Below are 22963 nucleotides of genomic sequence, written 5' to 3'. Positions count from 1 at the left end.
CGTACCTCTCTGGAGGCTCAGATGAGAACCCCCCTGCTTGCGGCCTGCACCGCCGCGACCCTGATGCTCGCGGGCTGCGGCTCCGGGTCGTCCTCGGGAGAGGTACGGCTGCGCATGATCGAAAGCCTGACCAGTCCCGAGCGGACGAAGCTGATCAAGACCTTGATCGCGGACTTCGAGAAGGCGAACCCGAAGATCAAGGTGGAGCTGATCTCGCCGCCGCTCGACAGCGCCGACCAGAAGATCACCCAGATCCTGCAGACGAAGAAGGGTCTGGACGTGCTGGAGGTCCGTGACCACACGGTCAAGTCCTTCTCCAACAACGGCTGGCTGGCCGAGCTGCCGACCACGGACTGGGCCGGCTGGCCGGACCTGACGGAGCTGGCCCAGAAGAAGGCGGTCGAGGTCGGCGGCAAGCCGTACCTCATCCCGTACGGCTTCTACGAGCGCACGCTGTTCTACCGGACCGACTGGGGCATGACCCAGCCGCCCACGACCTGGCAGGAGCTCTACGAGGCCGGCAAGAAGATGACCTCGGGCGACAGGTTCGGCTACTCCTTCCGGGGCGGCAAGGGCGGCGCCGACTACGTGGTCCAGATGATCAGCGCCTACAACGGCGAGGCACTGAACCCCGAGAAGTCCTTCTTCCTCAAGGACAAGCGGACGATCTTCTCCACTCCCGAGGCCGTCCAGGCCGCGGACCTGTTCGTGAAGATCTTCAAGGAGACCTCGCCGCCCGACTCGGTGTCGTGGGGCTACCCGGAGATGGTCCAGGGCTTCACCTCGGGCGTCACCGGCATGCTCATCCAGGACCCCGAGGTGATCAAGACCGTCGAGGAGAGCGCGGTCAAGGCCTGGTCCACGGCCCCGATTCCCAAGGGCCCGTCGGGGTACGCCTTCCAGCCCGTCGGCTACGCGGGCTGGGGCGTGACGTCCTTCAGCGAGCACCCGAAGGAAGCGGTCAAGCTGGTGCAGTTCCTCTCGGAGGCCAAGCAGAGCATCGCCTTCGCCAAGGGCAACTCGCTCATCCCGATCTCCAAGCAGGCGCAGAGCGACCCGCAGTTCTCCCAGGGCGCCTGGAAGGCCTACCTCCAGGCGCAGCAGGACCCCAAGCAGGTGATCACGATCCGGCCGGTCGACTACCCGGGCTGGAGCCAGTTCCTGGTCGACTCCGACCGTGACGTGCAGGCGCTGCTCACCGGCAAGAAGACCACGGCCGAGGTGCTCAAGTCGTGGGACGCGTTCTGGACGGACCAGGCGAAGAAGGTCTCGTGAGCGTGGGATCGGCCAGACCCGCGTTCTCCGCCCGCAAGGCCAGGTTCATCGCGCTGTGCCTGCTGCCCGGCGTGGTCTTCGTGGCACTCTTCACGTACTACCCGGTGATCCGCGGCGCGGTGATCGCCTTCCAGCGCTACAACCTGTTCGACCTGACCTCGACGCCGTTCGTCGGCCTGGAGAACTTCCGGGCCGTGCTGGCCGAGGACCGGTTCTGGACGGCGCTCCGCAACACCGGCACGTGGGTGGTCGTGTCGCTGTTCTTCCAATTCGTCCTCGGCTTCGGGTTAGCGCTGTTGCTGCGGCGGCACTTCCGCGGCCGGGGGCTCTACCAGGCGTGGGTGTTCTTCCCTTGGGCGATGTCCGGCTTCCTCATCGGGCTGCTGTGGCGGTGGATGTTCAACGGGCAGTTCGGTGTGATCAACGACCTGCTGCTCAAGACCGGGATCATCGAGCACCGCATCGGCTTCCTCGCCTCGCCCGGCTGGGCGATGACCTCGGTGATCGTCGCCAACGTCTGGTACGGCGTGACGTTCTTCGCCATCATGATCATGGCGGCCCTGCAGTCGGTGCCCCGTGAGCTCTACGAGGCGGCGGACGTGGACGGGGCGTCACGGCTGCGGCAGTTCTGGCACGTGACGCTGCCGCACATCCGGCCGACGCTGGCGCTGATCGTGCTGCTGCGGATCATCTGGATCCTGAACTTCCCCGACCTGATCTACTCCATGACCGGCGGCGGGCCCGCGGGGAGCACCGACATCATCACCACGTTCCTCATCCAGCAGGTGATCGGCGGCGACTACGGCCGAGGGGGCGCGGTCGGCATGCTCATCCTCGGCCTGCTGCTCGCCTTCACCGTCTTCTACCTCAACGCCACCCGATTCGAGAAGGCCCGATGAGACGCCTGGCCAAAGCGATCGTGCTCGGTGTCTGGCTGCTGATCACGCTCTTCCCCCTCTACTGGATCGTCATCACCTCGCTCAAGCCCAAGGCCGAGATCTTCTCGTTGCCGATCAGGTACTGGCCGGGCACGGTGACGTTCGAGCACTACACGGAGCTGTTCTCGTTCGCCGACTTCGGCGTGTACCTGCTCAACAGCCTGCTCGTCTCGCTGGTGGCCGCCGGGGCGGTGACCATGATCGGCGTGCTCGGCGGCTACACGCTGGCCCGCTTCACCTTTCCCGGGCGCGGAGCGCTCATGCTGGCGTTCCTGGTCACCCAGATGCTCCCGCTGTTCATCGCGCTCGGCCCGCTCTATCTGCTGATGTCCGACCTCGACCTGCTCAACCGGCTCGCCGGGCTCATGCTCGTGTACGTCGCCATGCTGGTGCCGTTCGCCACGATCATCATGCGCGGCTTCTACGAGCGCATCCCCGTGGCGCTCGAGGAAGCCGCGCAGGTCGACGGAGCCTCCCGGCTGGTCGCCATGGTCCGGGTGGTGATCCCGGTCATGCTGCCGGGCATCGCCGCGACGTTCATCTTCGCGTTCGTGCAGTGCTGGAACGAGCTGTTCCTGGCGATCACGTTCATCGACAGCGAGGACGCCAAGACGATCCCGGTCGCCATGAACTCCTTCATCACCCAGTACGACATCGACTGGGGCTCGATGGCCGCCGCCACCGTGGTCTCGGTGCTGCCGACGCTCGTCCTGTTCGCCGCGATCCGCCGCTACATCGTCGAAGGGCTCACCGCGGGCGCCGTCAAGGGGTGACCTGCGGTTTCAGGCCGTGAGCGCGGCCATGAGCTCGTCGCGGCCGCTCGCGCCGGTCTTGCGGAAGACCGCCTTCAGGTGGTCGTTGACCGTGTGCACCGACAGGTCCAGGCGGCGGGCGATCTGCTTGGGGGCCGCGCCGTCGTGCAGGAGCTCGACGACACTGCGTTCGCGGGGCGTGATGCCGTACCACTCGCAGAACGACGGGAGCAGCAGCGGGCCGGTCGCCGCCTGGATGACGATGGCCACGTCGCCGTCGCCGTCGGGGGAGAGAGGCTGGCCCTCGATCACTGTCCAGCGGCCGAAGATGGCCGCCGGCGCGCAGATCCGTGGCCGCCAGGAATCCGGATCGCGGGCGTATGTCCGCGTGTCGAGTGACAGGCATTCCATCGACGTGTCGGCCAGCCAGTCGGGCAGGTCGCACCGGCCGGGCGTCCACATCTGCGCCAGCCACGCGCGCGCCTGCGGCGTGACCGCGCGGACTGCGTGGTCGGCGCCTATCACGATCAGGCCCGCGGGCAGCGCCGGGAACGACGGGGTCAGCGGCGCGACGGTCACATAGCGACGCAGCGCGGCCAGCAGCGCCGGGGCCAGCCGTACCGCTCTGTCCGCGTCCTCGGCGCCGAACGGCCGCCCGCCCTCCGAGCGGATCAGCCCGAGCAACCCCCACACACCGTGGGAGTCGCGCAGCAGCAGCCGGAGTTCGCAGCCCGCACCGTGCGCCAGCAGCACCTCCCGCGTCAGCCGGTCGCCGTGCAGGTCGCACGGCCCCTCGCCGTGCTGCTTGCAGCGGCTGCCGCCGCTGCCCGCGCCCACCAGGCCCACCGGCACGGGCAGCCGGGCCAGCGCGGCCGGGCGGCACGGATCGCCGTCGAGGTAGCGGCTCATCGCGAGCGCGCGGATGAGCGCCGGCTCGTAGCGGTGCCAGAAGCTGAAGGACCCGAGCCCCAGACCGGTCGCCGGGCTGGTGCCGACCAGTCGCAGCGCGTCATGACTCACCCACCGCGAGACGGCGCGCGAGATCGCCTCGCCCAGCTCGTCGGGGCTCGCACCCTGCCCCATCGCCGCGTAGAGCTCGCGGGCCAGCCGATCCTGCGATGGAATCACGCGGATCAGATCAGCATGCTGTTAGGTCTCACGACAATCGCCGCTCAGGGTAGTCATTTGAGTACGCAGAGTAAGGTCAGAATCTCCCGGTTCAGTGCGGGCCGGAACTGTCCCGAACCGTTCATCGCGTGGAAAGGACCTTTCATCGCATCCCCGCCCCAACTAGGCGCTGAGCTGCGGCGGCTCGTCGAACCACATGTCCCCGGGCCTCCACGCAGGGTAGGTTGCGCTCCTATCTTGTGCGTGATCCGCATCACAGTGGAGGGCTCGTGACGACTAAAGAACATGACGCATCCGTCTATGAAGACATCCAATCAAGCGCTGAGTTCCAGGACCTGAAGCGGCGCTTCCGGCGGTGGACGTTCCCGATGACCGCGGCCTTCCTGGGGTGGTACCTGCTCTACGTGGTGCTGTCCGGGTGGGCGCGTGACTTCATGGGGATCAAGCTGTTCGGCAACATCAACGTGGCGCTGGTCTTCGGCCTGCTGCAGTTCGTGTCGACGTTCGCGATCGCGTGGGCCTACTCCAGGCACGCCGAGAAGCGCTTCGACCCGATCGCCGACAAGCTCCGCCACGAGGTCGAGGAGAAGATCAAGTGAAGTCGGAGACCCTGGCCACCATCCTGTTCCTGTCCTTCGTCGCGCTGACGCTGGGCATCACGTTCTGGGCCAGCAGGCAGACCAAGACGGCCGCCGACTACTACGCGGGCGGCCGGTCGTTCAGCGGCGTGCAGAACGGCCTGGCGATCGGCGGCGACTACATGTCGGCCGCGTCCTTCCTCGGCATCGCCGGCATCATCGCCCTGTCCGGCTACGACGGGTTCCTCTACTCCATCGGCTTCCTGGTGGCGTGGCTGGTCGCGCTGCTGCTGGTCGCCGAGCTGATGCGTAACTCCGGCAAGTTCACCATGGCCGACGTGCTGGCCTTCCGGATGAGCCCGCGCCCGGTCAGGACCGCCGCGGGCGTGTCCACGATCACGGTCAGCATCTTCTACCTGCTGGCGCAGATGGTGGGCGCGGGCGCGCTGGTCGGCCTGCTGCTCGGCATCACCAGCCCCTCGGGCAAGGCATGGACGATCGTCGGGGTGGGCGCCCTGATGATCGTGTACGTGGTGTTCGGCGGCATGAAGGGCACCACCTGGGTGCAGATCGTCAAGGCCGTGCTGCTGATGACCGGCGCCGCCCTGATCACGATCCTGGTCCTGGCGCACTACGGCTTCAACCTGTCGTCCCTGCTGGGCGACGCGGCGACGCAGAGCGGCAAGAACGGCAGCTTCCTCATCCCCGGCCTCAAGTACGGCACGGCGGCGCAGGGCCTGGCCGGCAAGATCGACCTGATCAGCCTCGGCCTCGCCCTGGTCCTCGGCACGGCGGGCCTGCCGCACATCCTGATCCGCTTCTACACGGTCCCGACCGCCAAGGACGCCCGCAAGTCGGTGCTCTGGGGCATCGGCATCATCGGTGTGTTCTACCTGCTCACCCTGGTCCTCGGCTTCGGCGCGGCGGCCCTTGTCGGCAGCAAGGCGATCGCCGCCTCGGACAAGGCGGGCAACACGGCCGCCCCGCTGCTGGCCAAGGCCATCGGTGAGACGTTCCTCGGCTCGGCGGGCGGCACGATCCTGCTGGCGCTGATCGGCGCGGTGGCCTTCGCCACGATCCTGGCCGTGGTGGCCGGGCTCACGCTGGCCTCCTCCTCCAGCTTCGCGCACGACCTGTACGCGCACGTCTTCCGGCGCGGCAACGCCACCGAGCGCGAAGAGGTGCTGGTGGCCCGCATCTCGGCGTTCGTCATCGGCGCGGTCGCGATCGGCCTCGGCATCCTGGCCCAGGGGCAGAACGTCGCGTTCCTGGTGGCACTGGCGTTCGCGGTGGCCGCCTCGGGCAACCTGCCGGCGATCCTCTACAGCCTGTTCTGGAAGAGGTTCAACACGGCGGGAGCGGTCAGCGCCATCTACGGTGGTCTGGTCTCCGCGCTCGTGCTGGTCATCTTCTCGCCGGTGGTGTCCGGGTCGGAGACGGCCCTGATCAAGGATGCCGCCTTCAACTGGTTCCCGCTGAGCAACCCGGGCATCATCTCGATCCCGCTGGGCTTCCTGTTCGGCTACCTCGGCACGATCATGAGCAAGGAGTACAACGCGGCCAAGTACGCCGAGATCGAGGTCCGCTCGCTCACCGGCGTCGGCGCCGAGCAGGCGACCAAGCACTGACGCTCGCTGTTGGAGGGCCCGGCTCAGGCCGGGCCCTTCTGCCTGGCACCGAGCAGGTACAGCAGGGCGCCCACCAGGAGCGAGGCCAGGGCGATGCCGCCCACCAGCCAGAACCACGTGCCGTAGGAGATCCGCGCCCCGAACAGGGCGAAGGAGCCGGCGTCGTTGGAGATCAGCGGCGTCCACGAGCCCGACAGCGTGGCGACCACCCCCACCAGCGAGGCCAGGGCGCCGACGATCGAGGCCACCCAGAAGACCGCGGGCGAGGCCAGCCGCCGCGCCTCGAACTGGGTCCGGTAGCGGCGCACGATGATGAGCACGTCGATGAACAGCACCACGATCGACAGGCACCAGATGACCGTGACCGCCGCCTGCAGCACGTTGTAGACCTCGGTCTGCGCGTCGGCCGGCGCGGCCGCCGCGAAGGGCACCACGACGAACGCCACCACGGTGAAGAGCGCGGCCAGCACCGTCTGGATCCACACCGCCACGTCCGGCACCTTCTGCGCGTTGACGTGCGAGACGGCCTGGGGCAGCCGCCGGTCGAGCCCCGAGACGAAGATCAGCCGGGCGAAGGAGTAGTTGTAGACGACGGTGATGATGAAGAACATCGCCGCCAGCAGGAGCGCCACCAGCTTGCCCGCCCACTCGCCCAGCCCGATGCCGACCGCGGCCGCCACCGAGGTGATCTGCGCCGACCGGTCCGCCGGGACCGAGACCATCACGCCCCAGGTGGCGGCGAGATAGGCGATCATCACGGCGAGCGAGCCCCACAGCAGGTAGCGGGTGACCGCGCGGTCCTGCCGGATCTCCACACCCATGTTCAGCGGCACCTCGACGCCGAGCAGGGCCAGCACCGCCAGGCCGAAGAAGCTCCAGTTGGCGAAGTTGATCCCGTGCTCGGCCGACGGGCTCCAGGCCGCGAAGTCCCACGGGTTCGTCGCCGCCGCGTTCCCCTTCAGCAGGTGGGCGACTCCGGCCGCGAAGATCAGCAGGATGGCCAGGCCGTACGCGAGGAAGACGACGTTGACCACGTTCTGCGTCAGCCGGAACCGCAGCACGGCCAGCACGGCGGCCAGCACCAGGATCGCCACGATCAGCCCGCCCTGCGCCTGCACCGGCAGCCCGCCCACGGCGGGGAACACGAAGCCGAGGAACGAGATCGTCAGCGTGCCCGTGGCCACCATCACCAGCACGCCCGGTCACCACGCGCAGAACCCCGCGAAGAACCCCCAGAACGGCCCGAAAGCCTTGCTGGTCCACAGGTAGATCGAGCCCTCGCCGGGGAACATGGCGCCGAGCTGCCCGGTCACGATCGCGCACGGGATGAGGAACAGCGCGAACGCGATGATCCACCAGCCGAACGCGGCCGGACCGGCGCTCTGGATCACCGCGGCGTTCGTGATGAACAGCACGATCGCCACGAAGATGGCGACCATGTCGAACGTGGTGAGCACCTTCGGCAGGATCCCGCCCGCCACGCGCTCGGACAGCAGGTCGTCGCCGGACGTCGACATGAGCGCCCCCTCAGCAGCGTCTACCTGCCAAGATCCGCCGCGCCCCGACAGGCGTCAAGCAGCCACGTGGGCTCCACACGGAGTGTTTGACGCTTAGGTCGCTTCCTGGGGGCCGTCGTGATGGCGTCAGGAGCGAGAGGCTTCGTCCAGGAGGTGCAGTTCGTCGGTGGTCAGGGTGAGCGCGGCCGCCGTGAGGAGCGGCTGGAGCTGCCTGACGTCGCGGGCGCTGGCGATCGGCGCGGTGATCGTGGGCTGGGCGGCGAGCCACGCCAGCGCCACCGCCGCCGGTTCGACGCCCCGCTCGGCGGCCACCTTGGTGAGGGCGTCGATCGCCCGCGGCCCGTGCTCCGTCTCCAGGTACGAGGCCGCCTGTCCCGCCCGCGGGCTGTCGACCGTGGTCCCCGGCGTGTACTTGCCGGTCAGGAAGCCGCGGGCCAGCGAGAAGTATGGCGTGCTTGACAGCCCCTCCCTGGCCACCACGTCCCGTAGCTCACCCTCATAGCCGCGCTCAACCAGGTTGTACGGCTGCTGGAGCGCGACGTACCTCGGCAGGCCCTTGTCGCCGGCCACCCGCAACGCCTCCGCCAGCCGGTCGGCGCCGTAGTTGGAGGCGCCGATGTGGCGGATCTTGCCCTCCTCGATCAGCGCCCCGAACGTGGCCAGCGTGTCCGCGAGCGGGGTGTCGCGGTCATCGACGTGCGCCCAGTAGAGGTCGATCCGGTCGGTACGCAGTCGGCGCAGAGAGTTCTCGACGGCGGTGCGGATGGTCGCGGGCGCCAGGCCCTCCAGACCCTTCAGCATGCCGACCTTGGTGGCCAGCACGATCGAGTCGCGGTTGCCGCGCTCCGCCAGCCAGTCACCGATGATCATCTCGGAGGTGGACTCGCCGGTGGCCCAGTAGGGATAGACGTCGGCAGTGTCGATGAAGTTGCCGCCGCCCTCGACGTACGCGTCGAGCACCGCGAAGGACGCCGCCCGGTCGGCGGTCCAGCCGAAGACGTTGGTGCCAAGACATATCGGGAACACGGACAGATCCGTGGTGGCGATTGATCTCATCTTCGCTATTATCCGCGCACCGAAAAGGAGACTGCGGTGGCATCCCGATTGCGCGGCTGCCTGGTCGGCGCGGTCTCCTGCTTCATCGTGAGGGCGAGCCCGCCACTCAGCCGGTTTCGGCCGAGGTGGTCGGGGAGAAGCGGCTCGACGAGCGCAGGGTGGAGCTGACGATCAGGTCACGGGCGCCGGCCGACACCACGAAGGTGCCCCGAGCAGCGCGCCGTGTGGTGCGCCCACAACCTCTACGACCAGGTCGGGAAGCTCAAGGGGGTCGAGCTCTACGTGGCTGCGGGTGCGGGCGACCTGGTCGAGAACCTCGCCAACCGGGCCGCGCGGCTTGCGGGGCTGGGGATTCCCGTACGGACGCATTTCTACCGAGGCGGGCACGACCACGCCTCCTGGCGGCGGGAGCCGCACCGGGCCTACCCCATGCTCACCCGGGCCATCGGCGCCCCATGAGGTCCGCACGTACGAGGCTCTCGCCTTCACGGCATTACCGGGGGGTTATAGGTGGCGCTAGGGTGCGGCTGTGGAGGTCGGCGACGCGCGGACGCGCATCCTGGACGCGGCGGAGGAACTCTTCGCCGGTGGCGGTTACGAGGCCACGCCGACCGCGCTCATCGCCAGGCTGGCCGCGGTGCCCAAAGGGCTCATCTTCCACTACTTCCCGCGCAAGATCGATGTCCTGGTCGCGCTGATCGACGAGCGCACCCTGGTCGAAGAGGGGCATGACGTCGACGCCGTGCCCGGCGACCCGGCGGGCACGCTGTCGCGGCTGGCCCGCAGGCTGCCGCTGCACGCCTCACCGGCGATGCGGCGCATCCTGTTCCGTGAGGCCGACACGCACGGTTCGGTCAAGGAGCGGCTCGGCCGCCTCAACGGCGAGCTGATCAGCCGGGCCAGGTTCGCGCTCGAACTGGCGCTGCCGGGCGCGCGGGGCGGGGCGGCCCGGCTGGAGGTGGCGGCGGCCACGTTCGCGGCCGTACTGCTCTACCAGGAGAACCTCTGCCAGCTAACCGGCCACCAGATCGACCCCGACGCGGTCGCGGAACTCATCGCCCACTCGCTCATCTGACAGCTCGTCGAGGGCCGACTTCAGGTGGGCGAGCAGCCCCCAGACGTCGTCCATCCGCTCAGGGCAGGCCACCACGCCGAAGTCGAGCATGCCGTCGTAGGAGAAGCAGGTGATGTTCACGCCGCCGCTCAGGTCGGTCAGCACCGACAGCGGATAATACGACAGGATCCGTCCCCCGCACAGGTACAACGGGAACTGCGGCCCGGGCACGTTGCTGATGATCAGGTTGATCGGCGGGAACGTCACCGACGCCAGCCGGAAGATCATCGGGGTCGCCAGGCTGGTGATGGGCGCGGGCAGCAGCGAGCAGAGCTCGTTCAGCCAGGCGGGCGGCGCCAGCGCGAAGCGCCGCTTGGCCGCGCTCATCGTGGCGCCGACGGTCCGCAGCCGTCGCACCGGATCGGCGACGTTCGTGGGCATCGGGGTGACCATGGCGGCGATCTGGTTGCCCACCACCTCCCCGGCATCGGCCGTACGGACCGCGACGGGAACCGCGACGATCAGCGGCTCGTCGGGCAGAGCGTCACGCTCCTCCAGCCACGACCGCAGCGCCGACGTGCACAGCGCCATGACGATGTCGTTGACGCTCATCCCGTTGGCCTTGGCCACGTTCTTGACGTCCTTGAGCGAGACAGAACCGAACGACAGGTGCCGGCGTCCGCTGATCGGCCCGTTGAACGGCGTGCGCGGGACGGTCAGGCCGGGGAGTTCGGGGCGGCGCTTCCCGTCGCGGGCGAGGAACCTGGCCGCCTTGGCGATCAGCCGCGAGCCGGGGATGGTGGCGGCCAGGGGGATCGCGTCGAGGTCACCGGCCGCCTTGACGGCCGAGCGGAGGGCGCGTACGGGGTGGGTCGCGGTCTGAACGGCGGCGCCCGACAGCATGCTCACCAGGCTGGGGGCCTGGTCTTTCGCGGATCGGCGAGCCGCGTCCGGTGCCTTGTCCCAGACTTTGTCCACGACCTTGCCCGTCCCGCCCGTCCCGAGCGTCCCGTGGGCCCCGCCGGTCCCGCCCGTTCGTCCTGTCGGGCTGATCTGGCCCGTCTGTTCCGTCCGGCTTATCTGGCTTGGCGGCTGGCCCGGCTTGCAGGTGAGTGGGAGTGCATGGCGGGCGTTGGGGGAGAGGTCGAGCAGCGTGGCGAGCGTTTCCGCGCCTGAGACGCCGTCGATGGCCGCGTGATGCACCTTGGTGTAGACACCGATCAGACCGCCGGCCAACCCGTTGATCAGGTGCATCTCCCACAGCGGATGGGCCCGGTCGAGCCGGCGGGCGTGGATGGCGGCCACCGCCTCGGCGAGCTGCCGCTCACCGCCGGGCGCCGGCAGCGTCATCTCGAACAGGTGGTTGCCGATCTCGAAATCGGGGTCGGGCACCCAGTAAGGCCGGTCGAGCCCGAGCGGCACCTCCGCCAGCCGCAGGCTGAGCGCGGGTGATAGGTGCAGCCGCTCCAGCAGCAAGGCCGCGAGGTTGTCGCGGGTCACGTAGCCGTCGGCTGGATCAAGGATCGCCAGGCCCGCCACGTGAGCGGCGGTGGTCGCGGACTCGACATTGAGGAACTGGGCGTCGAGGGCGGTGAGCTGGCGCATCTGCTCTCCCTTTCTCGGAATGTGGCTACCATCACACGCGAGGATTGCCGCGACGTTTCCGCGAGAGTCTTTCAGATGAATTCGGGTAGGCCGTACGACCCTTTAGTCAATGCGCAGCTCACACCGGATCGGTGACAATTATCTATCCGTGGACAACGGAAATAGGGTGTCGTACGACGGCGCCGAAGTGATATCCGAACGGGTGGTGCGGTGTGGTCAGCGGCTGCGTCACGCCTGTCTCGTCGGTCGCCCGCGCCATCAGCTCGTACGCCCCCGCCGGCTTGGGCGCCCACTCGATGTGCCACGGCAGCCAGGCGCTGACCAGGTGCCGGCCGTGGTGTTCGGCCTGGTGCCAGCTCCGCCCACCGTCGATGCTGACCTCGACCTGGACGATCCGTCCCTGTCCCGACCACGACCTGCCGTGCAGGATGTACGGTCGACCGGCCGTCAGCCGCGCATTCCATGCGAGTTCGAAAGCGCTCTTCACCGGCTGGGTCGTTACGTCGCGGTAAAAGACGGTGTTCCACGGTGAAGTGAGCTCGCGGGTCGCCACTTCGATGTCACCCAGCCATTTGATGGACGCTATTCCCACCCATCCCGGCACCACCAGGCGTACCGGAAATCCGTGGTCGGGCGGGAGCGGCTGACCGTTCATCTCGTAGGCGACCAGCACGTCGTCCATGGCCTTGCCGACGGGGAGCGGCCTGCGTACATGCCCGTGGTCCTCGAACGGCGCGTCGAGACCGCTCGGCAGCAGATCCACGGCGTCCCGCCGCAGGCCCGCGTGCTGGAGCAGGTAGCTGAGCGGCACCCCGCGCCACCGCGCCACCCCGATCCCCCCCAGTCCCCACTGGGTGCCCGGGGCCGGATTGTGCTGCTGCGTCCCGTACAGTCGGCGCCCGTTTCCGGCGCACTCGATCGCGGCGTCGACGGTCCGTGACGGCATGGCACGAAGCTGGTCGTAGGTGTACTCGCCAGGACATCGCAGCCCCGGGCCGTGGAGCCGGAGCCGCCAGGTCGTGGGGTTGATGTTGGGGGTGTACGTATGATTCCGCACGAAAAATCGGTCTATTGGGGTGTGGTATCCCTGCCCAGCCATGGCTTCCCACCGCATCTCGGCGCTGCCGTCGTGGACCCTGAACAGGTGGGCGGGCAACGGCTTGACGATCGTCGCGAGAGCTTGCTCCATGGGGCGTCACCTCCATAGTCCGTATTTCCTACTGGGAAACCATTTAATCGCGACTCGGAGCTTCTCTCCAGCTGGTCCGCATGAGAACATGCCCGCGATTCAGACGGTGGCACATGGCGACGGGGCCATGGAGGCATGCCAGCAAGGCCGCGAAAGGTGACCGGCAGCCGGCTGACGATGGGGCTATAGACGCCTGCTGGCGAGGCCGCAAGAGGTGACCATTCGGTGGGCGACTCCTTAGCGGTCGGCAAGAGGGGGCGGTGGGTGGTGTCTGGTCGCCATGGTCAAGGAGCGACAGCAAGTTTTGGACATGGCATGGGGCCCTGACATCTCGACCTTCACGGGCGGGCTCCTAGCGTGGATCTGAGGGACACAGCGAGGGGGCCGCGATGTTCATCCAGGTGATTCAGGGACAGATCACGGACACCGGCGAGATGCGTACGGCGTTGGATCGCTGGCATGCCGAGCTCGCGCCGGGAGCGGACGGCTGGCTCGGCACGACCGCCGGCGTTACCGACGACGGCATGTTCGTGAACACGGCGCGGTTCGAGTCGCAGGAGGTGGCACGGCGCAACAGCGAGCGGCCAGAGCAGGGTCAGTGGTGGGCCGAGACCGCCAAGCTCTTCAGCGGTGAGGTGGCCTTCCATGACTGCACCGAGGTGTACATGTACTTGGAGGGCGGGTCAGATACGGCGGGATTCGTCCAGGTGATGCAGGGACGGATCCGGGACCCGCAGCGCATGCACGAGATCATCGTTCGGGGCGAGCGGGGCTTGGCCGAGGTCCGGCCTGACCTCATCGGTGGGTTCGCCGCCCTGCATGGAGACGGCGGATACACAGAGGTCGCGTACTTCACCTCCGAGCAGGCGGCCAGGGAAGGCGAGGGCAAGCCGCTCCCGGCCGAGATGCGGGAGCTCTTCGAGGCGTGGAAGGGAATGTTCGAGGGCGAGCCCACGTACTTCGACCTGCGCGACCCGTGGCTGTACTCGCCGCCCCCTAAGACCGCCTAAGGCTTCCGCAGGGCGGGGCTGACGGGACTGCTTGCGCGGATCACGTTCGCTGTGAGGAGGGTGCGTGATGCCCTGCTTGCGCGGGTCGTGTCCGGTCTGAAGAGCGTGGTGGACGTCGTGATCGTGCGGGTCACGCTGCGCTCCTAAGAGCCGGGTTGACAGCCTGTTTGCGCGGGTCGCGTTCGCTGTGAGGAAGGTGGTTGATGGCCTGTTCGTGGGGGTCGCGTTTGCTGCGACGGTCTCACAGGGCATCGTCCTCCTCCCGGTCCGCTGGTCGGGGCGCTCGTGGGCGAGGTTGAGCTGCGGGTGAATGGGCGGGAGCTCAGTTGGGGACGAGTGAGTCGAAGGGCTTGCCGGCGTTGAGGTGCTGGATGAGGGACTCTAAGCCCTGCCGGTCCCCGTTGGTCCGGAGCCAGCGGTCTACTTGGCAGGCGGCCTTGGCATACGTGTTCGGCTCCTTGCTGGCCGTGCTCAGCCACTCGTCCAAGGAGACCGGTAGTGGCGCGGTCGGTGGGACCAGGCAGCGGTCGCCGGTCGTTCGCGGGGCGAGGTAGCGGGGGTCTTCGGAGACGACTACGGCGAGGCCCTCGTCGAACCATTGCGGGATCTCTGCCCCGGAGGTGACGCGGGTGTGGAGCTCGACGTGGGACATCTCGTGTGACGCGATGACCGTGTCGAGGCCGCGGGGTGACAGCATCACCGAGCGGTCCAGGACGGCGATGCCGCGCTCCTGGTGGCCGCCGATGTGCTGGTAGCACTCCTCGGTGGTGCAGATGAGCAGGCTGGGTGAGCTCTTCCTGCCGCCGTAGAAGGTGTCGACTCTCTTGGTGGCGGCGTCGACCGTCTGGCTGACCTGTGATCGTTGCTGGGGCGATAGGTCGTGCTCGGTGTAGACGCCTGGGCGGAGCTCTGTCAGGCCATAGCAGCCGGGGCAGGTCGTGGCGGCCACGGACGGGTAGGCCACCGCCACGCCGACGATGGCGGCGACGAGCAGCACGGCCAGCGCCGCGAGAGCCCGGGTCCAGATCTTGCGGGCCCTCGGCAGGGCTCTCGATCGTTTGGGCGCCGGTGGCATGATCGCCGTCCTTTCGTGGGGGTGATGGTGGGGATTACTTTCTCGTATTTGGCTGGGGAACCACATCAACCTGTGGGTGGTCATCCTCGGGGATGACATGGGGGATGACCGGTGGGCGGGTTGGGCCGTGGCGGCATGTCGTTCGTGGGGACCGGCTTCGTGGGGATCGCCTTTGGGGGACCGGCTTCGGGGCATCGCCTTCGGGGGACCGGCTTCGTCGGGATCGCTTTCGGAGGACCAATTCCGTGGGGATCGCCTTCGTGGCGTAGCCGGATGGGCCTTCGTGTGATGAGTTTTGAGGCGCCGGGCGGTCTTCATCGGGGCCGAAAGCGACCACGAGTGGCTGGAGGAGCTACATGGGTAAGGTCATCTTCTCGATTTCGATGTCGCTCGACGGTTTCATCGCCGCGCCGAACGACGAGCCTGGGCGGGGGCTCGGGGAGGGCGGGGAAGTTCTGCACGACTGGGTGCATGGTGGCGAGTGGGGCAGCTTCGGGCCTAAGGGGATCGATGCGGAGATCCTGGGCGAGCTGGCCGCTGAAGTGGGGGCGATCATCGTCGGGCGGAGGACATTCGACATGTCGGAAGCTTGGGGCGGTCATTCGCCGGGCGGACTGCCCTGTTTCGTGATGACTCATCGGCCGCCGGAGGAGTGGGTCAGGGAGGGCTCGCCGTTCACGTTCGTCACCGACGGCGTTGAGAGCGCGTTGGCGCAGGCGCGGGCGGTGGCGGGAGATCGGGGCATCGCGATCGGCGGCGGGGCCGATGTGGGGCGGCAGTTTCTCCGTGCCGGGCTCGTCGACGACCTGCAGATCCACCTGGCGCCCGTGCTGCTGGGGGAAGGGATCAGGTTGTTCGAGATCGGGGGCGAGCAGGTCCGGTTGCGGCGGACTCGGGTGTTGGAGTCGCCGTTCGCCACGCACCTGAGGTTTGAGGTGGCGAAGAATTGACGCGCTCCCCGGGATGAGTCCCGGGGAGCCGGCGCGTTCCGCGCGGGGCGATCGGACGATGGCCGCGCCGCCCAGCCGGGAAACGCGGAGGGCTGCGCCTACCGGCCGAGGAATGCCAGCAGGCGCTCCAACGGCCAGGTGTTGATGACGTCCTCCGTGGTCAGCCACGCGCGCTGGGCGATCCCGATGCCGAACCGCTGGTTCGTCAGGTGGGGAATGGCGTGTGAATCGCTGTCGATCGAGAACTTCACCCCATGGTGCTTCGCCAGCCGTACCAGGTCGGCGGGCAGGTCGGATCTGTCCGGGAAGGAGTCGATCTCCATGGCCGTCCCGGTGCGGCCGGCCGCGCGGAAGACGGCTTCCCAGTCGGCGTCCACCTGCGGGCGTTTGCCGATCTTGCGGGTGGTCGGGTGGCCGATGATGTCGACATAGGGGTTTTCGCAGGCGGCGATGAAGCGGCGGGTCATTTCATCCCGGGACATGCTGAAGTGCGAATGGACCGAGGCCACGCACACGTCGAACTCGCGCAGGATCTCGCCGGGCCAGTCGACGGAGCCGTCGGGGGCGATGTTGAGTTCGGTGCCGTGCAGGAGTCGCATGTCGGGATATTTCTGTTGCAGGTCCGCCACCTGCTGCCGCTGCTCCAGCGCCTTGTCCAGGGTCATCCGCTGCATGGCCAGGTCAGGGGCGTGGTCGGTGACCGCGTAGTAGACGTAGCCGCGGGCGTGGCCCGCCGCCACCATGTCCTCCAGCGAGGCGATGCCGTCCGTCAGGTTGGTGTGCGTGTGCAGGTCGCCCTTGAGGTCGGCGAGTTGTACGAGGGCGGGCAGTTCGCCGCGGAGCGCCGCCTTCACCTCGCCGCCGTCCTCGCGCATGGGCGGAGGTACGAACTGCATGCCGAGCGCGGCGTAGATGTCCTCCTCGGTCTCCGAGGCGATCACCCTTTCACCCTCGAACAGCCCGTATTCCGAGAGCTTCCACCCCTTCTTCACCGCCATCTCCCGGATGGCGACGTTGTGCTCCTTGGAGCCGGTGAAGTACTGCATCGCCGCGCCCCACGACTCGGCGGGCACCACGCGCAGGTCCACCTGGAGGCCGGATGTGGTGCGTACCGACGTCTTCTTGTCGCCCGCCGCGATGACCTCCGCCACATAGGGCTGGGCGCGGAACTCCGTCATGATGGACTCGGGCGCCACGGCCAGGATGTCGATGTCGCCGATCGTGTCCTTCATCCGCCGCAGCGACCCGGCGTAGGCGATGCGCTCGGCCTTCAGCGACGTCATCACCTGCTCGGCCAGGGACATGGCGACGCCGATGTGCACCCTGCGGCCCGACTGTTCGAGCTGCTCGATGCCCTTGAGCAGGTTGGCGAGGGTTTTCGGGCCGAGCCCCTTGACGCCGTCGAGCCGCCCGGAGGTGATCGCCTCGCCGAGTGCCGCCGGGGAGTCGATGCCGTAGTCCTCGAACAGCATGATCGCGGTCTTCGGCCCCAGGGTCGGCACGCGGGTCAGCCGCCGCACCCCTTCGGGCACCCGGCCGCGCAGGTCGTCGAGCTGGCGGAAGCTCCCGCGCTGCAGGAACTCCTCCATCTTCTTGGCGATCGCCTCGCCCACACCCGGCACCCCGCGTACGTCGGCCACCGAGATGTCCTCGGGGAACCCGGCGATCGCCTTGGCGGCCTTCTGATAGCTCCGCACCCGGAACGCGTCGCCTCCGGTCAACGCGAACAGCTCCGCGTATTCGGTAAGCGCCGCCGCCGCATCATCGTTAGCCCTAGCCATGGAGCCAGCTTAGGGATCCACTCCGACAAACGGCGAGCGCGGGGCCAGGCACGGACGGAGCCGGTATGAGGCCCCGGAGCCGTCCAAGAAGCCCAGGTGACATAAAGGTGATACGCGACAGTGACGGGTCGGACGCGTACAGTGTCCAGGGAGGCCCATCGGGATCGGACGAGAGGGCCGACCGTCCAGGCGGCCGCGAAACGACCACCCAGATGGTCAAGAACACGCACGTAACGGCGCCCGACCACCTCCACCGGAGGAGCGTTCCCCTGGAGAGACCCCAGCACCGCAGGGTGGGTGGGTCCTCCCGTGCCGGCCGTAAAGAAAGCCGTGAAAACAACTCACATACGGACCTCGCGGGGGCGGTACGGGTCGGCGAGGGAGGCCAGGTTCTTGTCGGACAGGGACACGGACAGCGCGGCGAGCGCGTCGTCCACGTGGCCCGGCTTGGTGGCCCCGACGATCGGAGCGGTGACGGTCGGCTGGCGCAGCACCCAGGCCAGCGCGATCTGGGCCGCCGGCAGCCCGTGCTCCCGCGCGACCTCCGCCACCCGGTCCAGGATGAGCCCGTCGTTCGCGGGATCGTAGAGGGCGTCGATGCGCGAGTCGGAGCCCGCCCTGGTCGTCGATTCCGACGCGCCCGCGCGGGCCAGGACGCCGCGCGCCAGCGGGCTCCAAGGGATCACGCCCACGCCCTGGTCCGCGCAGAGCGGGAGCATCTCCCGCTCCTCCTCGCGGTACAGCAGGTTGTAGTGGTTCTGCATGGACACGAACCTGGTCCACCCGTTGTCCTGCGCCACGTGCTGCGCCTTGGCGAACTGCCACGCCCACATGGTCGAGGCGCCGATGTAGCGGACCTTGCCCGACCTGACCACGTCGTGCAGCGCCTCCATGGTCTCCTCGATGGGCGTCTCGTCGTCCCACCGGTGGATCTGGTAAAGGTCCACATAGTCGGTGCCCAGCCGGCGCAGCGAGGCGTCGATCGAGTTGAGGATGTGCTTGCGCGACAGGCCCCGGTCGTTGACCCCCTTGCCCATCGGGAAATAGACCTTCGTGGCCAGCACATAGTCCTCGCGCCTGGGGAAGATCTTGCGCAGGATGTTCCCCGTCACGACCTCGCTCGCGCCGGCGCTGTAGACGTCGGCCGTGTCGAAGAACGTGACACCGCCGTCGGCGGCCCGGCGGACGAGCGGCTCGGCCTCGTCCTCGGGCAGCGCCCATTCCTGCCTGGCCGGATCGCCGTAGCTCATCATGCCCAGGCAGATGCGCGAGACCCGCAGGCCGGTGTCACCAAGTCGTCTGTAATCCATACCGGTAACCCTAGGACCACGTCGCACGGCGTAAGTCAGGCGGGGGCGGGCAGGGAGTGGTGCTCGATGTAGCCGGGAAGCTTTACAGAATCCACGTGGGAAAGACGGTTGGTTCGGTGCTCGCGACGCAGCGTATCGGGGGACGAGTGAATGGTTTGGAAAGCCAGCCGGTTCCCCGGCTGCGCTTACTCGGCATTGTTCCCGCGTCCCCCATGAACATGGCCTGGCTGGCCTTCACGGCCGGGCTCCTCGCCCTGACGGTGCCGGTGCAGTGGGGGTTGGCCGGTTCCGGATCCTCGCTGACGGCCTCGGTGACGTTGCTCGCCCTGCTGGCCGTCCACGCCCAGTTCGTGCTGGGGACTCTGGCGCGCGGGTCCGCGGCGTGGTGGCTGGTCGGCGTGCAGGCGTGGCTGACGTACCTGCCGCTGGCGCTGTTCGGCGCGGCGTGGACGCCGATGTGCGGGCTGCTGGCCGGCGCGCTGCTGCTGGTGGCCGAGCGGATCCGGTCGACGGCGCTGGTGGCGCTGGCCGTGTGCTGCGGGCCCGTCCTGCTCGCGGCTCCCCGCGAGGCGCTCACGGACCGGGGGTGGGCGCTGGCCGGCCCGGTGCTCGGCCTGATGGAGTTCGCCCTGGTGAGCCTGGCGGCGCGGGCGCAGCAACTGGCCGCCGCCAGGACCGACACCATCCGTACGACCGTGGCGCTGGAACGGCGCCGCTTCAGCAGGGACCTGCACGACCTGGTGGGCCACCGGCTCACCGCCCTGGTGCTGAAGACGCAGCTCATCGAGCGGCTGGTCGAGGAGGGCAACGACAAGGCGAAGCTGGAGGTGGGCGAGACGCTCGAACTGCTGCGCACCCTGGCCGGGGACGTGCGGGCCGTCGCCCACGGCGAGCGGCGCTCCTCGCTGGAAAGGGAGATGAGCTCGGCCCGCGCCCTGCTGGAGTCGGTCGGGGTGCGCTGCCAGATCCGGGTGAGCTGCCGGGAGCTGCCCGGGGACGTCGCCGACACGCTCACCCACGCCCTGCGCGAAGGCGTGACCAACGTGCTGCGTCACGCGGAGGCGCGGCACTGCGCCATCCAGTTGCTCGAAGGCGACCAACTGGTCCGGCTGTCGATCAAGAACGACGGCGTCCGCCCGGTACGCAGAGCGGGTGAGCCCGGCCAAGGGCTGATGAACCTCACCGAACGGGTGTCCGGACTGGGCGGCTGGCTGGAGATCACCGCGGTGCGCAGCGGCCAATTCACCTTTTCGGTTTATGTTCCTCAGATAAACAAACGTGTAAAACGCACAAATGCCTATGAGATAAGCACACCTTAGTAATGTTGTGTGTTACTAGACGCCTTCTTCGCGAGTTGTCATTCTCTAATTGACAACGCACGGGAGGTCGCGTCAGATGGACCAGTATGAGCTGTACTGCCTCGCGGACGGTCGTTTCTACGACACCCTCGAGCACAGCACCGCCGAGGACGCTGATTTCCCCATCGTGCGCCGGCCGGTTCCCGAAGGATGGCTGCACGAGGTGACCGAGACCTGGTGCTATTACGCGCCGGGCGGAGCGGCGCCCCTGCCTTCCCAGGGCTGGAAGATTCACGTGTCGGCCCGTGTGGACGACGCCGAACGGGCCGTGGAGACCGTCTGGGACTACTGCATGCCACGCGGGATCGCGTTCAAGTTCCTGCGCGGTGTCCCGGTCCACGTCATGCTCAACTCCAAGGCGGCCTCGCGGGCGTCGAGCGGCAAACTGATCACGATCTACCCCCGCGACGAGGGCCAGCTCGAACTCGTCCTCAAAGAGCTGGACGAACTGCTGCGCGACGTGCGCGGCCCGTACATCCTGAGCGACCTGCGCTACGGCGAGGGACCGCTGTTCGTCCGCTACGGCGGCTTCGCCGAGCGGCACTGCCTGTCCGGCGGCGGCGAGCGGGTGCTGGCCATCGAGGACGGCGGCGGGCAACTCGTGCCCGACGTGCGGGGCGCCACGTTCTCGGTGCCTGCCTGGGCGACGCTGCCCGAGTTCCTGGAACCCCATCTCGCCGCGCGCAACGCCGTGACCACGACCGGCCTGCCGTACGAGATCGAGAAGGTGCTGCACTTCTCCAACGGCGGCGGCGTCTACCTCGGCCGTGACCAGCGGACCGGCGACCGGGTCGTGCTGAAGGAGGCCAGGCCGCACGCCGGGCTCGACACGGCGGGACGCGACGCGGTGGCGCGGCTGACGCACGAGCGCGACATCCTGCGCCGCCTGGCCGGGCTGCCCGCGGCGCCGGACCTGCTCGGCTACTTCACCCTCGGCGAGCATCACTTCCTGGTGCAGGAGTTCGTCGACGGGACCACGCTGCAACGGCGCCTGGTGCACAGGTACCCCCTGACCCGGGCGACCTGTACCCCGGACGACCTCGCCGGCTACACGGACTGGGCCCTCGACACCCTGGACCGGGTGGAGCAGGCGCTCGGGTCGCTGCACGAGCGCGGCGTGGTCTTCGGCGACCTGCACCCCGACAACATCCTGCTGACCGAGAGCGGCCGCGTCGTGCTCATCGACTACGAGGTCGCCACGCTCGCCGAGGAGGGCGGTCGCGCCGCGCTGGCCCACCCCGCGTACGTGGCGCCGGCCGACCGGCAGGGCGTCGACGTCGACAGGTACGCGATGGCCTGCCTGCGGCTCGGGCTGTTCGCCCCGCAGTGCACCATCATGCTGCCGTTACACCGGGCCAAGGTCCGGCACCTGGGCGAGATCGTGGGCGACACGTTCACCCCCGAGATCGCGCCGGCCGTGTCCACGATCGCGGGCGACGAGCGCGACGACGGTGAGATGCGCGCCCTGCCGATGCCCGGGAGCGCCCCCTGGCCCGAACTGCGTGCCGCCATGTGGCGGGCCGTCCGGGCCGCCGCGACACCCGAACGCGACGACCGGCTCTTCCCCGGTGACGTGGCCCAGTTCCAGCCGGGCGGCGGCCTCAACCTCGCGTACGGCGCCGCCGGCGTCCTGTACGCCCTGGAGGCGACCGGAGCCGGACGCTTCCCCGAGTACGAGAACTGGCTGCTCTCCCGGGCCAAGCGTCCGGCGCCAGGCTCCGGCCTCGGCTTCTACGACGGCCTGCACGGCATCGCCCACGTACTCAACCTGCTCGGCCACCGGCAGGACGCGCTCGACGTGATCGAGATCAGCCTGCGCGAGAAGTGGGACCGCCTGGAATCGGCGCTCTTCTCCGGCCTGTCCGGCATCGGACTGAACCTCTTCCACCTGGACGAACCCGAACTCGAACAGAGCGCGCTCCGGGCCGTCGACATCTGCGCGGACCGGCTCGGCGGCGCCGACGACGTCCCCGAGCTCAGCGGCGGCACGAATCCACGGGCCGGGCTCATGTACGGCTCCTCGGGACCGGCCCTGCTGTTCCTGCACGCCTACGAACGCACCGGTGACACGGCGCTGCTCGACCTGGCTGCCGTCGCGCTCCGGCAGGACCTGCGCCGCTGCCGCGCGGCCGAGGACGGCTCGCTCCAGGTGAACCAGGGGTGGCGGCTGCTGCCGTACCTGGACGAGGGGTCCGTCGGGATCGGCCTGGTGCTCGCCCGCTACCTGGCGCACCGGGAAGACGAGACGTTCGCGGCCGCACTACGAGATCTGCGGCTGGTCGCGCGTTCCGGGTTCTTCGTCCAGCCGGGGCTGTTCACCGGGCGCGCGGGCATCGTCGCCGCCCTCGGGTGCGGGCTTGGCGGGCCGGCCGACGCCCAGGTCAAGGGCATGCGCTGGCACGCGTTGCCGTACGGCGGCGGTCTGGCCTTCCCCGGCGACCAACTGCTGCGCTTCTCCATGGATTTCGCGACCGGAACGGCAGGCGTCCTGTTCGCCCTCGGCACAGTGATGGGCGAACAGCCGCGACGCCTGCCCTTCCTTGAGGCCGCCGCCGAACGGCGGCCTGACTCCCACCAGTCCCGGAAGGAGGTGTAGAACATGGTACTTCTCGACCTGCAGGGTCTCGAGACCCCGGCCAGCAGCGACGTCGCCAGCGGCGGCAGCACTCTGACCGCTCTGACGTGTCAGTCAGGCCACCCGAGCAACCTCAGTGTCGCACTTTGTCACTGATAAAAGGCGCCGATCCCCGCGCCGCTCA

The 22963-nt window shown here is 68.5% G+C and carries 21 protein-coding genes; 12 read left to right on the top strand and 9 right to left on the bottom strand.

The window, feature by feature from the left end; all coding sequences use genetic code 11:
• Positions 1-21 precede the first annotated feature (21 nt).
• From AB0B91_RS00615 to AB0B91_RS00605, 3 genes are read left to right on the top strand one after another with little or no spacing between them, the layout of a single operon-like run.
• Positions 22-1275, top strand: a complete 1254-nt coding sequence (locus AB0B91_RS00615; RefSeq protein ID WP_358312637.1) for a sugar ABC transporter substrate-binding protein — start codon at positions 22-24, stop codon at positions 1273-1275.
• On the top strand, positions 1272-2174 hold the full coding sequence (locus tag AB0B91_RS00610; protein WP_358312634.1) for a sugar ABC transporter permease: 903 nt from the start codon (positions 1272-1274) through the stop codon (positions 2172-2174). Before AB0B91_RS00615 ends, AB0B91_RS00610 begins: the two co-directional genes overlap by 4 nt.
• Entirely contained in the window at positions 2171-2986 is an 816-nt protein-coding gene (locus tag AB0B91_RS00605; protein WP_358312631.1) for a carbohydrate ABC transporter permease, read from the top strand. The genes AB0B91_RS00610 and AB0B91_RS00605 overlap by 4 nt, the downstream gene beginning before the upstream one ends.
• Before the next feature lie 9 nt (positions 2987-2995).
• Here AB0B91_RS00605 and AB0B91_RS00600 read toward each other — a convergent pair whose 3' ends face one another.
• Positions 2996-4093, bottom strand: a complete 1098-nt coding sequence (locus tag AB0B91_RS00600; protein WP_358312628.1) for a helix-turn-helix transcriptional regulator — start codon at positions 4091-4093, stop codon at positions 2996-2998.
• Between the two features lie 269 nt (positions 4094-4362).
• Between AB0B91_RS00600 and AB0B91_RS00595 the strand changes: the two genes are divergently transcribed.
• Both AB0B91_RS00595 and AB0B91_RS00590 read left to right on the top strand, forming a co-directional pair.
• Complete coding sequence (locus AB0B91_RS00595) at positions 4363-4692, top strand: DUF485 domain-containing protein (protein WP_358312625.1); 330 nt, start codon at positions 4363-4365, stop codon at positions 4690-4692.
• Positions 4689-6299, top strand: coding sequence for a cation acetate symporter (locus tag AB0B91_RS00590; RefSeq protein WP_358312623.1), 1611 nt, complete (start codon positions 4689-4691; stop codon positions 6297-6299). Before AB0B91_RS00595 ends, AB0B91_RS00590 begins: the two co-directional genes overlap by 4 nt.
• 23 nt (positions 6300-6322) lie before the next feature.
• Here the strand turns inward: AB0B91_RS00590 and AB0B91_RS00585 are convergent, their stop codons facing one another.
• From AB0B91_RS00585 to AB0B91_RS00575, 3 genes are all read right to left on the bottom strand, one after another.
• Entirely contained in the window at positions 6323-7495 is a 1173-nt protein-coding gene (locus tag AB0B91_RS00585; RefSeq protein WP_358312620.1) for a hypothetical protein, read from the bottom strand.
• Positions 7496-7501: 6 nt separating this feature from the next.
• Positions 7502-7816, bottom strand: coding sequence for an amino acid permease (locus AB0B91_RS00580; protein WP_358312617.1), 315 nt, complete (start codon positions 7814-7816; stop codon positions 7502-7504).
• 126 nt (positions 7817-7942) lie between these two features.
• Positions 7943-8872, bottom strand: coding sequence for an aldo/keto reductase (locus tag AB0B91_RS00575; protein ID WP_358312614.1), 930 nt, complete (start codon positions 8870-8872; stop codon positions 7943-7945).
• 222 nt (positions 8873-9094) lie between these two features.
• Here AB0B91_RS00575 and AB0B91_RS00570 point away from each other — a divergent pair, with 222 nt between their 5' ends.
• Together AB0B91_RS00570 and AB0B91_RS00565 are read left to right on the top strand one after the other, a co-directional pair.
• Positions 9095-9331 carry a hypothetical protein gene (locus AB0B91_RS00570; RefSeq protein WP_358312611.1) on the top strand — a complete coding sequence of 79 codons (237 nt, stop codon included), beginning with the start codon at positions 9095-9097 and terminating at the stop codon, positions 9329-9331.
• A gap of 70 nt (positions 9332-9401) precedes the next feature.
• Positions 9402-9947 (top strand): helix-turn-helix domain-containing protein, encoded by a 546-nt coding sequence (locus tag AB0B91_RS00565; protein WP_358312608.1) that lies wholly within the window; start codon positions 9402-9404, stop codon positions 9945-9947.
• Here the strand turns inward: AB0B91_RS00565 and AB0B91_RS00560 are convergent.
• Positions 9885-11531 carry a wax ester/triacylglycerol synthase family O-acyltransferase gene (locus AB0B91_RS00560; protein WP_358312605.1) on the bottom strand — a complete coding sequence of 549 codons (1647 nt, stop codon included), beginning with the start codon at positions 11529-11531 and terminating at the stop codon, positions 9885-9887. The genes AB0B91_RS00565 and AB0B91_RS00560 overlap by 63 nt on opposite strands.
• Positions 11532-11673: 142 nt before the next feature.
• Positions 11674-12720, bottom strand: coding sequence for a sulfite oxidase (locus tag AB0B91_RS00555; RefSeq protein ID WP_358312602.1), 1047 nt, complete (start codon positions 12718-12720; stop codon positions 11674-11676).
• A gap of 389 nt (positions 12721-13109) precedes the next feature.
• Between AB0B91_RS00555 and AB0B91_RS00550 the strand changes: the two genes are divergently transcribed.
• A complete protein-coding gene (locus AB0B91_RS00550; protein WP_358312599.1) occupies positions 13110-13730 on the top strand; it encodes a hypothetical protein in 621 nt (206 codons plus the stop codon).
• A 322-nt stretch (positions 13731-14052) separates the two neighbouring features.
• Here AB0B91_RS00550 and AB0B91_RS00545 read toward each other — a convergent pair whose 3' ends face one another.
• On the bottom strand, positions 14053-14805 hold the full coding sequence (locus tag AB0B91_RS00545) for a hypothetical protein (RefSeq protein ID WP_358312596.1): 753 nt from the start codon (positions 14803-14805) through the stop codon (positions 14053-14055).
• A 356-nt stretch (positions 14806-15161) separates the two neighbouring features.
• Here AB0B91_RS00545 and AB0B91_RS00540 point away from each other — a divergent pair, with 356 nt between their 5' ends.
• The gene (locus AB0B91_RS00540; RefSeq protein ID WP_358312592.1) at positions 15162-15755 is read left to right on the top strand and encodes a dihydrofolate reductase family protein; all 594 of its coding nucleotides are present in this window, start codon (positions 15162-15164) and stop codon (positions 15753-15755) included.
• 98 nt (positions 15756-15853) lie between these two features.
• Here the strand turns inward: AB0B91_RS00540 and polX are convergent, their stop codons facing one another.
• Together polX and AB0B91_RS00530 are read right to left on the bottom strand one after the other, a co-directional pair.
• Entirely contained in the window at positions 15854-17536 is a 1683-nt protein-coding gene (gene polX, locus AB0B91_RS00535) for a DNA polymerase/3'-5' exonuclease PolX (protein ID WP_358312589.1), read from the bottom strand.
• 341 nt (positions 17537-17877) lie between these two features.
• Entirely contained in the window at positions 17878-18846 is a 969-nt protein-coding gene (locus AB0B91_RS00530; protein WP_358312585.1) for an aldo/keto reductase, read from the bottom strand.
• Positions 18847-19058: 212 nt separating this feature from the next.
• On the opposite strand from AB0B91_RS00530, the gene AB0B91_RS00525 reads away from it, so the two are divergent.
• From AB0B91_RS00525 to AB0B91_RS00515, 3 genes are all read left to right on the top strand, one after another.
• Complete coding sequence (locus tag AB0B91_RS00525) at positions 19059-20165, top strand: histidine kinase (protein WP_358312582.1); 1107 nt, start codon at positions 19059-19061, stop codon at positions 20163-20165.
• Between the two features lie 76 nt (positions 20166-20241).
• Positions 20242-22800, top strand: a complete 2559-nt coding sequence (gene lanKC, locus AB0B91_RS00520) for a class III lanthionine synthetase LanKC (RefSeq protein WP_358312579.1) — start codon at positions 20242-20244, stop codon at positions 22798-22800.
• Positions 22801-22803: 3 nt separating this feature from the next.
• Positions 22804-22935: a SapB/AmfS family lanthipeptide gene (locus AB0B91_RS00515; protein ID WP_214639519.1), complete on the top strand. Its 132-nt coding sequence runs from the start codon at positions 22804-22806 to the stop codon at positions 22933-22935.
• Positions 22936-22963 lie beyond the last annotated feature (28 nt).

The organism is Nonomuraea sp. NPDC049141, from assembly GCF_040648415.1.
Taxonomy (GTDB): Bacteria; Actinomycetota; Actinomycetes; order Streptosporangiales; family Streptosporangiaceae; genus Nonomuraea.
Note: the sequence above shows the minus strand (reverse complement) of the source record. Positions and strands in the feature narration are given on the sequence as shown.